12 protein-coding genes are annotated in these 12,605 nt (G+C 36.2%); 6 read left to right on the plus strand and 6 right to left on the minus strand.

What is annotated here, in order from left to right; all coding sequences use genetic code 11:
* Positions 1-15: 15 nt before the first annotated feature.
* Positions 16-1,095 carry a prepilin-type N-terminal cleavage/methylation domain-containing protein gene (locus V4D30_RS04940; RefSeq protein ID WP_353685135.1) on the plus strand — a complete coding sequence of 360 codons (1,080 nt, stop codon included), beginning with the start codon at positions 16-18 and terminating at the stop codon, positions 1,093-1,095.
* A 1-nt stretch (position 1,096) separates the two neighbouring features.
* On the opposite strand, the gene V4D30_RS04945 is transcribed toward V4D30_RS04940, so the two are convergent.
* Complete coding sequence (locus V4D30_RS04945) at positions 1,097-3,055, minus strand: 6-pyruvoyl-tetrahydropterin synthase-related protein (RefSeq protein ID WP_353685136.1); 1,959 nt, start codon at positions 3,053-3,055, stop codon at positions 1,097-1,099.
* Positions 3,021-3,701 carry a glycosyltransferase gene (locus tag V4D30_RS04950; RefSeq protein ID WP_353685137.1) on the minus strand — a complete coding sequence of 227 codons (681 nt, stop codon included), beginning with the start codon at positions 3,699-3,701 and terminating at the stop codon, positions 3,021-3,023. The genes V4D30_RS04945 and V4D30_RS04950 overlap by 35 nt, the downstream gene beginning before the upstream one ends.
* 93 nt (positions 3,702-3,794) lie before the next feature.
* Here V4D30_RS04950 and V4D30_RS04955 point away from each other — a divergent pair, with 93 nt between their 5' ends.
* Positions 3,795-4,700, plus strand: a complete 906-nt coding sequence (locus V4D30_RS04955) for a tetratricopeptide repeat protein (RefSeq protein WP_353685138.1) — start codon at positions 3,795-3,797, stop codon at positions 4,698-4,700.
* On the opposite strand, the gene V4D30_RS04960 is transcribed toward V4D30_RS04955, so the two are convergent.
* Genes V4D30_RS04960 through yedE form a run of 4 tightly spaced genes read right to left on the minus strand, consistent with a single transcriptional unit; the run spans position 4,689 to position 7,386 of the window.
* Positions 4,689-5,540: an NAD(P)H-hydrate dehydratase gene (locus V4D30_RS04960; protein ID WP_353685139.1), complete on the minus strand. Its 852-nt coding sequence runs from the start codon at positions 5,538-5,540 to the stop codon at positions 4,689-4,691. The two genes, V4D30_RS04955 and V4D30_RS04960, sit on opposite strands and share 12 nt — an antisense overlap.
* Positions 5,525-6,064: a DUF3343 domain-containing protein gene (locus V4D30_RS04965; RefSeq protein ID WP_353685140.1), complete on the minus strand. Its 540-nt coding sequence runs from the start codon at positions 6,062-6,064 to the stop codon at positions 5,525-5,527. The genes V4D30_RS04960 and V4D30_RS04965 overlap by 16 nt, the downstream gene beginning before the upstream one ends.
* 11 nt (positions 6,065-6,075) lie before the next feature.
* Positions 6,076-6,294 carry a sulfurtransferase TusA family protein gene (locus V4D30_RS04970; RefSeq protein ID WP_353685141.1) on the minus strand — a complete coding sequence of 73 codons (219 nt, stop codon included), beginning with the start codon at positions 6,292-6,294 and terminating at the stop codon, positions 6,076-6,078.
* 3 nt (positions 6,295-6,297) lie between these two features.
* A complete protein-coding gene (yedE, locus tag V4D30_RS04975) occupies positions 6,298-7,386 on the minus strand; it encodes a YedE family putative selenium transporter (protein WP_353685142.1) in 1,089 nt (362 codons plus the stop codon).
* Positions 7,387-7,568: 182 nt separating this feature from the next.
* On the opposite strand from yedE, the gene V4D30_RS04980 reads away from it, so the two are divergent.
* The 4 genes from V4D30_RS04980 (at position 7,569) to V4D30_RS04995 (ending at position 12,590) form a co-directional block, all read left to right on the plus strand.
* Positions 7,569-8,519 (plus strand): efflux RND transporter periplasmic adaptor subunit, encoded by a 951-nt coding sequence (locus V4D30_RS04980; protein ID WP_353685143.1) that lies wholly within the window; start codon positions 7,569-7,571, stop codon positions 8,517-8,519.
* Between the two features lie 113 nt (positions 8,520-8,632).
* The gene (locus V4D30_RS04985; RefSeq protein ID WP_353683224.1) at positions 8,633-10,342 is read left to right on the plus strand and encodes an ATP-binding cassette domain-containing protein; all 1,710 of its coding nucleotides are present in this window, start codon (positions 8,633-8,635) and stop codon (positions 10,340-10,342) included.
* Complete coding sequence (locus tag V4D30_RS04990; protein ID WP_353683225.1) at positions 10,342-11,469, plus strand: ABC transporter permease; 1,128 nt, start codon at positions 10,342-10,344, stop codon at positions 11,467-11,469. The genes V4D30_RS04985 and V4D30_RS04990 overlap by 1 nt, the downstream gene beginning before the upstream one ends.
* A complete protein-coding gene (locus V4D30_RS04995) occupies positions 11,466-12,590 on the plus strand; it encodes an ABC transporter permease (RefSeq protein ID WP_353683226.1) in 1,125 nt (374 codons plus the stop codon). Before V4D30_RS04990 ends, V4D30_RS04995 begins: the two co-directional genes overlap by 4 nt.
* Positions 12,591-12,605: the final 15 nt, after the last annotated feature.

Here is a 12,605-nt window from a genome sequence, read left to right on the forward strand (position 1 = left end):
ATGGTATAAAAAAGTATGCTAATTCAATCAAAAAAAGGGCTAACCCTGGTAGAGATTGCCATAGTCCTTGTAATTCTAGGCTTGCTTTTAGGGCTTGGAGTAAGTCTTATAGGACCTCTCACAAAGCGAGCAAAGTTAACTGAAACGAGGGAAACAGTAAAGCAAGCAAAAGAAGCAGTTCTTGGATATGCAGTGAAAAACGGTTATCTTCCATCAGATCTTGACTCTGCAGGTGCAAGAAAACTTGATGCATGGGGAAGGGCTTTGCAGTATTATCCAGTGAGTGAACTTCTCGGTTCTTCAAAATATGTTTGTGCTGTAAATTCAACATCTTATGAAGTCAGAGAATGCACTGATACTCAATGCTCAACATACAATACAAAGTCAAATATTGCTTTTATTGTGTATTCAAAGGGTGAGGATTCTGATGGAAGCTGTACAGGAGTGAGCTCCCCTTTTTATATAAGAGAACAGGGGATGCCATATATTAGCCCTTGCACCTATACTCCAACAAATCCTCAGTATTATTATGATGATGTTGTTGCCTATGTATCTCTTGATGAGATAAGAGATCTGGTAGGATGTCCAAAATTTAGAATAACAACAGAGTTTTTACATTATGGTTATCAGGGTTTGCGTTATGGTGCTCAGATAAGTGTTACAGGAGGATTTCCAAATTTTACTTGGAATATAACAGGACTTCCTTCAGGACTTTTTTTACAGGATTCAGGAAGCTGCACCTATGATGCTGTTAGCCTGCCATGCAGTAATGCCTCTCCATGCATATGCGGAACTCCTTTAAATTATGGAACATTTCCAATTACAATTAATGTAACAGACAGTAAAAATCAGATTGCATCAAAAACACTTTCATTAACCATTTATCCGTCTGAAACTACGACAACAACAACAACAACTACTACTACTACCACTACTACCACTACAACTACTACAACTACTACCACAACATTGTCCTGTGCCTCCTGTGGAATGTATAACACTTACGGACAATGTAGGAGTAATTGCAGAGGAATAGGAAGGAGCTGTGTTTTTGCTTATTGTGGCCCACTTTGGTGCTGGCAATGTGTTCCTTAACTTACTTCCATTTTACCCTTACATAATTTTTCTCTGGAAAAACCACCATAAAAGAAGGAGAAATAAGATAGGGACCCTGTGCACCTTCTGCTTTCCATTTCGGGAAATATGAAACCTTTATAATGTGGGGTATACCTATTCCTTCGGTGTAAAAGATTATTTCATTATGTTCAAATTTTATGAGTACACATTTTACATTTTTAATTTCAGGCTTCTTAAAATTTTTTTCAGTAAAAATTATAGGTTTCCATAATTCTCCTTTTTTAAACCATTCAACGGATTTAATTAGCCAGTCTTCTTTTTTTTGAATTTCAAAATCAAAAATTGGCTCAACAAGTTTTACATCAGGAATTTGATATATTTTAAATCTTCCAACATAACCAATAACCTGTAAAAATCTATCTGCCTCTTCTTTTACATCGTCTGTATAGGCAATAAAATATCTTATTCCAAGGAGCTTCATATGCTCAACTGCTTTTTTCATATTAAAGGATGGATATTGAAAGCCAAAATCAGGAGATGTGGGAGTATGAGTTGTCTCTGCCTGAACAATAAAATGCAATGCAGCTGATACTGAAGATTCAATTAAAAGTCCTTCCATTGTTGGCTTGCCAGAAAAAAAAGGAATTAATTCAAGAATTCTTGGTGTACCAAATCTTCCGTAATCAGATGTGTACTGCCACATCACTCTTCCATAAGGAAGAGATTTTAAAAACTCAAAAAGTTCATTTACTTCATTCCATGCCTGCTTTTTTTCAAAGCCTTCATAATTCCACTTTACCCATGAAGGAATATATTTAAGTTGGCTATTTATGAAAAAAATTGAACCCGTGGCAATCAATGTGAGAACAACAAGAAGTTTAACCCTTAAACTTTGAATTTTGAAGTTTGAATGGCTGAGAGACAGAGCTGAAGGCTTTTGACTCAGAAGAGTGATTTTTAATACACATCCCAGAAAATATGCTGCCAGCATTACACAGCTCATTGCAAAAAATGGAAGAAATCGTGTATTCCATATTTTTGAATTATCAAGGAAAAGATAGATAAAAAAGCTAATAATCGCAACAAATAAAAAAAGCATAATATTTTTATCCCTTTTAACTAGGCCATAAACAGTACCAGCCAGTGCAACAATCTGAATGGGAAGGAAAGTGGAAGGAAAAAGATCTGAAACTCTTATAAATCTCCTCCATATCATGGCAGAGGTATAATCAAAATAAAGAACAAAAGGCAAGGACCACCAGGAAGTAAAGATAAATGCAAGAACATAAACTTTCAGGATATAGGAGAAATTTTTTTTGAAATATAAAAGAACAAAAAATGGCATAATCAGAACAGAAACCATAACAGGTATGGGATGAGAAAGAACCATTAATAAAAGTAAGAAAGTGTTTGAAATTAAACATTTTTTATCTTCCATGCCTTTTTTCATCAAGGCAATAAAAAGCCAGAAAATAGAAAAACTAAAAGAATAAGAAAATTCTCCTGCAAGTGTGCTTGGAATGTTTCCTCCGTAGATACTGTATTGTTCAAGAAATAGAAAAAATAGACTCAGGATTGCTGCAACCTCAGGCATTACTTTTTCTTTACCTATTGTTTTTAAACAAAAGTAGCTGCTTAAAGGTAGAATAAAGGTTCCTAATAATGTAGCAATTTTGAAGGCAATGTTTGCAGGGATTAAATAACTTAAAAGAACAGAAAGCACATAAAGAAGAGGAGGATAGAAATAAAGAAATGGAAAGCCACAGTACCAGTCATTTGACCAGCCATGAATTGATGGAAAAATTCTTTTAAGATAGTAAAAAACATAGTTATGAGAGCCTGTATCTCCTCCTGAAACCGTTGTATCAAGAAAAATTAAAGAAGGTTTGAAAATGTATAGAAGATAAAGATACAGGATGCAAAAAACAACAAAGGTTGACAAATTATGAAAGATAAGCTTTTTTAATTTTTCTAACATCTATTAACATTCTCAGTAAGGCTTTCATATTTATGGTTGAAAACCCTGCTAACTTCTGTTTTACGTCTACTTTACAGATTTTATAGCCTTTTTTCAAGGCAAAACAGAAAATTTCCAGATCAAAGGCAAATCCATTTATAGTTAAACTTTTAAATATTTCATCTGCTATATCTGCTTTAAAACCTTTAAGTCCACATTGAGTATCCTTAAATGGAATTTTTAAATAGGTTCTTATAAAGAGATTAAAAATTTTGTGGCCAAGAAATCTTATTGGAGTTTGACAATAGGGATTTACTCTATGCCCTACTGCAATCTCACATTCAGTTTTAAGTTTTTCAATAACTTTTTTAATACCTTCCACTCCGTAGGGAAGATCAGCATCTGTAAAGATTTTATAAGAAGATTTTGCCATCAAAATACCTTTTTTTACGCTGTATCCTTTGCCCATGTTTTCAGAATTTTTAATATATATTATCTGATCTCTGTAGTACTCAATTGCTTTTTCAGGATTATCAGTGCTTGCATCGTCTATAATTATAATTTCGCAACTGTTTCCGAAGGTTTCAACTATTTTTTTTATGGTTTTCTTTAAAAAATTTCCCTGATTGTAAACAGGAATTATGATTGAAAATTCAGGTTTTTCCATAGTATTATAGTATGGCTTTGTAGAGCCTGAGGTTGTCAAATAAAATTTTAAAATTGTTTTACAATACTACTAAAATTGTTTTACAATATTACAATGTTATTCATAACGAAAAAGGATATACCACCGGGACTTATAACAGCTGTAAGAAAAGAGAAAGGTTCAAAAAAGTTTATTGTTTTAGTTGCATTATCTGCATTGATTGTTGCTTTAGGCTTTGTTTCAGTTTTGCTTTATAATCATTATCTTATGCCGGAATTACAAAGAGCTTCTCAACAAACACTACCTATTGCTACACCACAGGCTTCTGTGTCTCAAACCCAGCCTTTTTATGCTCAGAGTGAAAGACCTTTTTCAGATACAAAACCTGAAGCAGTAAAACCTTCCGATCAGTCAAGAGAAACAAAGATTGCTGAAATTCCTAAAAAAGTAACAAAATCTAAGGAAAAACAGAAATCTATGGCTAAGGAAAATCTGCAGTCCTCAACAAAAAAGCAGTCCAACAAATCTGCCGAAATTCCATTTGAGCAGTTTAATACAGAAACAGTCAAAGCAGCGGATTATCTTTACAGAGCTCAGGATTTTGAAGCAAGGGGAAATTACTCTGATGCCATCTCCGAATACAGGGAATATCTTAGAATTACAGGAAAGCAGGAGCCAAAAATTCTTGATAAAATTGCAACCCTTTATCTCATGATTGGTGACCTTAAAGAAGCTTCCCACTATTCTCAGCTGAGCCTGAATCAAGCTCCTGATAATGTCTCAATAATTATTAACTATGGCGTAATTCAGGCAAAGACGGGGAATCTCACAAAGGCTGAAGAATGTTTTAGAAAAGTTCTTTCTATGAATCCTGAAAACAAAACAGCGCTTTATAATCTCGCCCTTTTAAAAGAAAAGAAAAAACAATACGAAGAGGCACTGAAACTATATGAGAGGCTTTATCAGCTTGGTGATTCTCAGGCTGCAGAGGCAATTCAGCGGGTAAGGTTATATAAGTAATTTGAATGCATCGGGAATGAATTTTATAATCTCTGATATCTGAGTTGATGGTTCTGGATTTGACAGCTGTCCCGCAATTCTGTTAATCATGGCTGCCATGCTACATGCTTTTTCTACTTCGTATCCTGAATCAATTAAAGCAGAGACTATACCTGTGAGACTGTCTCCTGTTCCACCAATTGGTTCAAGAGCTTCAATGCATGGTTCTGATACAATATCTATGATTCTGCCCTGCTTTACAATGTAGTCTGCCCTGCCTTTAACAAGAAGATATTTTGCTGCATTTTCATGTTTATAGGCTCTCTCAATGAGTTCTTCTACTCTGCTTTCATCATGAAGAAGAAAACCTCTTGTGTAAAAGGGATGGGGTGCTTCTTCGTCAGCTAAAAAGGCAAGCTCTCCAGGGTCTGGTGTAAAAAGGTCAAAACAACTGGCGTTCCCGCTCATCTTTGCTGCATACATGAATCCTGCATCAGCTATCAAAAAAGGTTGTTTGTTTAACTCTCGGATGGCAAGCAAAATTTTATTACACCAGTCAGCATCTGGCATTAAGTAGTGAAATGTCAGTGTATCAAACTCATGATTTTTAATCTCTCTGACGAAAAATTCATATAATCTTCTGCTTCCATAGCCTTTTCCTGTATCTCCTGCAAGATAAACATATGGTTCAGCTTTACCTGATATTTCAAGGAGTTTGCATGCTGATGCAATCAGAGCAGGTGTGCCCCTCTGTATGGAAATTTTTCTACCCTTTACAATTAAAAAATTATCTTCCAGCTGAGCCTTTCCAGAAATAACAGAAAAATCCTCTTCTGGGACAGTTCCTATGACTGCAAGCATAGTTCTTTTATTTTATCATAGGCCAACTGAAGGGCATATCCACAAAGAGTATGCCCGAGCATTCTTGGCTGTGTTGCTTCATTAATTTTTTTACCCACAAGGCAGGCAGCTAAATAAGGAACATCCGGGCAGCCTCCGCCTGAAATATTAACAATAGTAAGGCTACCTTTGTGAACAGTTATCTTCATGTTTGCTGCTCTTACCATGATAAATCTTCCGTAGTCTTTAACATGAAAGAGGTCAACAGGTTTTAAGTTGCCATCATTGGAAGGCAAAAAATCAAGGGGGATAAGCCCCTGAGCTTCAAGAACATTCAAGATTCCCATTGCTTCCACAACAGGAAATTCTATTGCGAGATCACATCCTTTTCTTACATGTGGAGGCGGTCCTACAACTTTTATCTCATATCCGTGCTCTTTTAAGATGTTTTCTGCTCTTATTACTTCTGATGTGTTTTCAAAGATAAGAATTCCTCTGTAAGTAGAAGCAGTCTTTTGTTTGAATAATTTTTTCAATATCTTCATTATTCACCTGCTCATTCCTTCTTAATTCTCACTCTGTAGCCCGTTGTCTCTTCAGCTATCTCTATAATCTGCCATCCCATTGAAGTGGCAGCACGGGACACATTCTCCTTTGATGTATCAGTATCGACAAGAATCTCTATCTCACCTTTACCAAATTTTTTAATTGCCTCAAGTGTTAAAAGAACAGGCTCAGGACATGAAAGTCCTCTTGCATCAACAATCTCAGCCATCTTTTACCTCCTTCTCATTGTTAAGCCAATTATTATGCAAACTATTAATCCAATTATTGTTGCTACAGCTGTATTTGGACCAATTCCTGAGGGACTGCTTGCCAATCCAAAGTTATGTGCTACTCCTGCACCAACAATCATACCAGAGGCAAATATTGCAGCATCTGCATCTCCTTCACCTGACATGAAAAGCTGTCTGCCAGGACAACCCCCTGCAAGAGTAAAAGCCAGCCCGGCAAGCGTCATTCCAAGAAAGTTCCACAGCTGCACTGTATGGGCAATTGGTTGCTTTTCAAAGCCAGGATTAAATTGTCCGAGTATAAGATTTGTAATTAAAGCAGCGATGAAAAATGCAGCCACGCCTGAAAATAAATGCCCCTGCTTGAAAAGTATCAGGTCTCTGAAGGCTCCCATTGTGCAGAATCTGCTTCTCTGAGCAAGAACACCGATTAACATGGCAACTCCAAGAGAGATAAATAAAGGAGCATGCTGTGAGCCAGGACCTTTTATGCTATAAAAAAGCAGCATTCCTCTGCCTTCACCTGCTGGCTGAGGGTCAATAAGTAAAAGTAAAAGAAATCCAAGCATTAAAAGAGGGAAGGCAACTCCAGCTGCCTTTGATGGAGCTGATTGAGTTCTTCCCAGTGAATAACCAGCCTTAAGAAACCTCGTTCCAATCCATATACCAAAAATCAAACCAAGTAAACCAAAAATAGCGTTTCCGTCTCCACCTGCAAGCCTTAGAATTGTTCTCCACGGACACCCTAAAAACACCAGTGCACCTATCATTGCAAAAACACCAAGAATGAATCTTATAAAAGGTGCTGAGCCTCCACGAGGTCTGTATTCTTTAAAGGCAAGGGCAGAAAGAAAAGCTCCAAGAACAAAGCCTATAATTTCAGGTCTCATATACTGAACAACTGCTGCCCTGTGAAGTCCAAGAGCGCCTGCAATGTCTCTTTCCATACAGGCAACACATATACCCATGTTTGGTGGATTTCCGAGCTTTTGAAGCACAGGAGCAAGTACACCGATAATTAAACCAACAAAAATAATGCCACTTCTTGTGGCAAAGAAATTCTTAAGCTCCATCTGCCTTCCTCCAGAATTTTTTGAATATTTTACTTTAGTAATGGCGATATGTAAAATTGTTTTTTTCAATAAATCATTGGATATTGATAGATTTTTCCAATGCACTTTTTGCTGTTCCGAGTAAAAAGATTACCTTCTCAGGTTATTGAAATCCTTGAAAAACAAACTCTATAATAAAAGCAGTGAAAATTAATTTCAAAAAGCTGATAATAGTTGTCGTTATTCTAATTCTTGTGTTTGTTTTATCATATTTGATAATCAAAGGCTCTGAAAAAACTACTCAGGGAATCATTATTTTAAGCGGAAGAATTGAAGGAAGAGAAACGAATGTATCTCCAAAAATTCAGGGCAGAATTATCAAACTTTACAAAGATGAAGGAGATACTGTAAGGATGGGAGAAATTCTATGTGAGATTGATTCAGAGCAACTAACTGCAAGATACAAAGCTGCATTTGAAACTGCAGAGGCTTCCTATTCTGCAATTGCTCAGGCTCAGGCAAATCTAATGAAAGCCCATGCCACATATGATAAAGCAAAAAAAGATTATGAGCGATACACAAACCTTCTTAAAGAAGAACTTGTCTCAAAAAGCGATTTTGATAGAATTAAGATGCAGTATGAATCAGCACAGGCTGAGGTTGAAGCTGCTTCCAAGGCTATATCTCAGGCAGAGGCAAACTTCAGAGCATCACAGCAAAGGCTGAAGGAGACACAGGCTGATTTAAATGAAACAAAGATTTTTTCACCCATTGAAGGAATTATTCTCAGCAGACCTGTTGAATTGGGAGAGGTTGTAAATCCAGGAACTGTTTTGTATGTTATAGTTGACTTAAACAGACTTTATGTTAAAGTTTATGTGCCTGAACCCGATATTGGCAAGTTAAAGCTTGGACTGCCTGCAAGAGTTTACATTGATGCCTATCCTGATAAGTTTTTCAACGGAAGGGTTACAAAGATTTATGAGCAGGCTGAGTTTACTCCAAAAAATGTGGAAACAAAAGAAGAGCGAGTTAAACTTGTATTCGGCGTGGAGATTTCAGTAGATAATCCAGAGGGACTTCTTAAACCCGGAATGCCTGCTGACGTTGTAATAAAATGGAAAGATGAAGCACCTTGGATAAAGCCACAATAGCTTTTAGATATAATACCGGAAAATGTCATTCCGAGGGGCTCAATGCCCCGAGGAATCTCTCATGAGAAAGGATTCTTAGGGTTTGTATTATTAGCTGATATAAAAAGCATATCATGATAAATGAAAAATTCATTATAAAAGTTGAAAATCTCTGCAAAAACTATAAAAAAATCAAAGCAGTTGACAATGTCTCCTTCTCTGTAAACAAAGGTGAAGTTTTTGGTCTTATTGGTCCTGATGGTGCTGGAAAAACATCAATAATACAGATTCTTGCAGGAGTACTTAAGGCAAGCTCAGGGAAGGCTTTTATAAATAACATAGATGTTACAAAAAATCCAGAGGCTGTTAAATCAATCATTGGCTATATGCCTCAAGGTCTTGGACTTAATCTTTATGATTCTCTCTCTATTGAGGAGAATATTGAATTTTTCAGAGGCTTAAGGCTTATTCCTGATGAAGTATTTGAAAAAAATAAAAAAACACTTCTTGATATAACAAGGCTCACACCATTTCTTCAGAGACAGGCAAGAGCTCTTTCAGGAGGAATGAGGCAGAAGCTTGCTCTTGTTTGCACATTGCTACATCTTCCAGATATTATTCTGCTTGACGAGCCTACAACGGGAGTTGACCCCCTTTCAAGGCAGGATTTCTGGAACATCATTCACGGACTTGTAAGACAAAGGGGCGTGACTGTTTTACTTAGCACATCGTATATGGATGAAGCAGAAAGATGCCACAGGGTTGCACTCATGCATGAAGGAAGAATTCTTCTTCAGGGAAGCCCTGATGAACTTGGCAATTTAGAGGAAGTTTTTATAGAAAAAGTATCAACTTCTCATTCCGAACCTTTTCTTTGTCATTCCGAGTCCTTCGTCTATGCTCAGGGTAAACTCCGCGAGGAATCTCCTGTTATCTTATGCAAATCAGTGACAAAACTCTTTGGAAAATTTAAAGCTGTTGACTCTGTTACGCTTGATGTAAAAAAAGGAGAGATTTTAGGACTTCTTGGTCCGAATGGAGCAGGCAAGACAACTCTAATAAAAATGATGTGCGGACTTCTTGAACCATCAGAGGGAAGTATCACCATAAATGGATTTGATGTTCAGAAGAAAAAGAAAAAAATATGGTCAACAATCGGTTACATGTCACAGAGATTTTCCCTTTACAGAGACCTGACAGTAATGGAAAACATGAAGCTTTATGCTGGACTTTACAGTGTAAAAAGCGGTGATTTCAAAGGAATAATTAAACTGCTCGGACTTGAAGGAGTTGAGGGAAGAATCACAAAAGACCTCCCTCTTGGAATAAGACAGAGAGTTGCCCTTGCCTGCGCTCTGGTTCATGAGCCACCTATTTTATTCCTTGATGAGCCGACAAGCGGAGTTGATCCTGTTGCAAGAAGAAGTTTCTGGAAGATAATTTTTGAGCTATCAAGGAATAAAAATGTAACAGTAATTGTATCAACCCACTACATGGATGAAGCTGAAAACTGTGACAGACTCTGTCTTATGCATCATGGAAGGGTTATTGGATTAGGAAGCCCTGAAGAAATTAAGAAAAACTCTGAAAAGCTTTCAGGAAGTCTTATTCAGGTGAAAACAGAAAGGTTTACAGAAATCTATGATTTGCTTATAAAGAACTTCAAAGACATATCAATTTACGGAAGCAAGATATTTATAAGAAGCTTTGAGCCAGAAAAGACAAAGCAAAAATTAAGCGAAATATTAATTAATGCAGAAATCAAACAGTTTGAAATTACCCAGACTCCAATTCCCCTTCAGGAAGCTTTTGTTAACTATATAAGGGAAAGGGAAAAGAATTAATGAATAAAAGACTTCTTACAATAATTAAAAAAGAATTCAGGGAACTGCTGAGAGATCCTCTTTATCTTAGTTTTACTATTATCGTTCCTGTAATTATACTGATACTTATGGGTTATGGACTAATACTTGATGTGAAAAACATTCCTGTGGCTTTTCTTGATTTTGACCGTTCAGCTTTAAGCAGGGATTACAGACACTCATTCACAAACTCTGAGTATTTCAGATTTTATTCAATGATAAACAGCTATGATGAAGCATATGAACTGATTCAATCAGGGAGATGTAGAGTCATTGTTGTAATCCCTCCTGATTTTTCAAGAAAGCTTTATAGCGGGCAGAAAACTCAAGTTCAGTTTCTCATTGATGGCTCTTTCCCATCCCGTGCAGAGATAATAAAGGGATATGTCTCTGCAATCAATAATCAGTTCAATCAAAAACTTCTTGAAGATTTCACCTCAATGCAGGGCAGACACATAAGTTTTCCAGTAGAAACTGAAATGAGAGCCTGGTATAACCCTGCACTTGAAAGCAAAAACTTTGTACTACCAGGGATGCTTGTTATAACTTTGATGTTTTATCCTGTTTTGATTGCGTCTCTGGTTGTTGTAAGGGAAAAAGAATCAGGCAGCATATTTAATCTTTACTGTTCACCTGTTAAAGCCTGGGAGGTTGTTTTAGGTAAGGCAATTCCTTATATAACCATATCTTTTACCACTTACATAATTCTTTTTATCATTACAGTTGTTTTTTTTAAAACAAAGTTTATCGGCAACTTTTTAGTTCTAACAATTGCTACTTTGCTTTATCTAACATGCACAATTGGAATAGGAATATTTATATCAATGATAGCAAAAACTCAGATAACAGCAATGCTTATGGCATTTTTAGGCACAATAACTCCATCTTTTATGTATTCAGGGTTTTTCTCACCTGTAACGAGTATGGAGATTATAGGACAGATAATGAGCAAATTTATTACTGCAACATATTTTATAGGCGTTGTAAGAGGGGTTTATCTTAAGGGGCTCGGGCTTGGTTATTATCTGCCTAATATTCTATCTCTTTTACTTTATGCCTTGATTGTATATTCGCTTTCAATGTTATTTTTCAGGAAAAGAATAGGATGAGGTTGTTTTCACTCATAAAAAAAGAGATGACTCAGCTTATGCGAGATAAAGTTTTAATTTTCATTCTTTTGTGGGGATTTACTGGAATGATTTACACTGCAGGTCATGGAGTTTCTATGGAAGTAAGGAACTTCCCAACAATTATATATGATATGAGTCATAGCCCTGAAGGCAGAGAAATTGTCAGCAGATTTCAAAAGCCTTACTTTAAAATCCTTGCCTTTGTTGATAATGACAGGGAAGTGGTAGAATGGCTTGACAGCGGTAAAGCATCAATGGCTATTGTTATTCCTCCAGATTTCAAAAGAAAGCTTAAAGGTTCAGGAGCAAAAATACAGGTAATAATTGATGGAACAATGTCCATGTCTGCAACAATGGCTGTTGCCTATGTATCATCAATAACATATAACTATGCAATAGAAGTTTTTGAAAGAAAGATGGGTATAACGAGTAGATTTTTTAATGAAATCCCGATCATTGATGAAAGAGTAAGGGTTCAATTCAATCCAAACATACTTACATCATGGTTTATGAGTTTGCTTGAGCTTTTCAACGTAACAACAATGGTTTCTCTTCTTGTAACTGCGGCAGCACTTGTAAGAGAAAAGGAATATGGAACAGTTGAACAACTTCTTGTTACACCTGTCAGAACATGGGAGATATTTGTTGCTAAAATAATTCCAACAATTTTTGCAGTAGGAGTCCTTTCCCTTTTAAGCATATTTTTGATGATTAAAGGGGTATTTAAAGTTCCAATAAGAGGAAGCTTGCTGCTTTTTTATCCTGTTATGATTTTTTATGTTTTTACCATGTCTTCTCTTGGAATAGCAATTGCTACTGTGGCAAGAAATCTTGCGCAATCAATGATGCTCATGCTCGTAATTCTTACACCAATGCTCATGCTCTCAGGTGCATGGACACCACCTGAGTCAATGCAACCTTTTATGCGCTATTTAAGCCTTATCTCTCCAATGCGATATTTTATTGACTTTGGTTACAGCGTTCTTTTTAAAGGTAATGGAATAAAGTATGTCTGGTATGATATTTTTGGAATAATTATTCTTGGCAGCATACTGTTTAGCTTTTCAGTTTACCGTTTCAGAAAAATTTTTGCAAAGTAGCATGGAATAAATCTA

Source organism: Thermodesulfovibrio sp. 3907-1M, from assembly GCF_040450955.1.
Lineage (GTDB): Bacteria > Nitrospirota > Thermodesulfovibrionia > Thermodesulfovibrionales > Thermodesulfovibrionaceae > Thermodesulfovibrio > Thermodesulfovibrio autotrophicus.

What these genes read in the sequence shown, in the direction of transcription:
- V4D30_RS04940 (WP_353685135.1), top strand. Translation starts at nt 16, where the DNA reads ATGCTAATTCAATCAAAAAAAGGGCTAACCCTGGTAGAGATTGCCATA.
- V4D30_RS04945 (WP_353685136.1), bottom strand. Translation starts at nt 3,055, where the DNA reads ATGTTAGAAAAATTAAAAAAGCTTATCTTTCATAATTTGTCAACCTTT.
- V4D30_RS04950 (WP_353685137.1), bottom strand. Translation starts at nt 3,701, where the DNA reads ATGGAAAAACCTGAATTTTCAATCATAATTCCTGTTTACAATCAGGGA.
- V4D30_RS04955 (WP_353685138.1), top strand. Translation starts at nt 3,795, where the DNA reads ATGTTATTCATAACGAAAAAGGATATACCACCGGGACTTATAACAGCT.
- V4D30_RS04960 (WP_353685139.1), bottom strand. Translation starts at nt 5,540, where the DNA reads ATGCTTGCAGTCATAGGAACTGTCCCAGAAGAGGATTTTTCTGTTATT.
- V4D30_RS04965 (WP_353685140.1), bottom strand. Translation starts at nt 6,064, where the DNA reads ATGAAGATATTGAAAAAATTATTCAAACAAAAGACTGCTTCTACTTAC.
- V4D30_RS04970 (WP_353685141.1), bottom strand. Translation starts at nt 6,294, where the DNA reads ATGGCTGAGATTGTTGATGCAAGAGGACTTTCATGTCCTGAGCCTGTT.
- yedE (WP_353685142.1), bottom strand. Translation starts at nt 7,386, where the DNA reads ATGGAGCTTAAGAATTTCTTTGCCACAAGAAGTGGCATTATTTTTGTT.
- V4D30_RS04985 (WP_353683224.1), top strand. Translation starts at nt 8,633, where the DNA reads ATGATAAATGAAAAATTCATTATAAAAGTTGAAAATCTCTGCAAAAAC.
- V4D30_RS04990 (WP_353683225.1), top strand. Translation starts at nt 10,342, where the DNA reads ATGAATAAAAGACTTCTTACAATAATTAAAAAAGAATTCAGGGAACTG.
- V4D30_RS04995 (WP_353683226.1), top strand. Translation starts at nt 11,466, where the DNA reads ATGAGGTTGTTTTCACTCATAAAAAAAGAGATGACTCAGCTTATGCGA.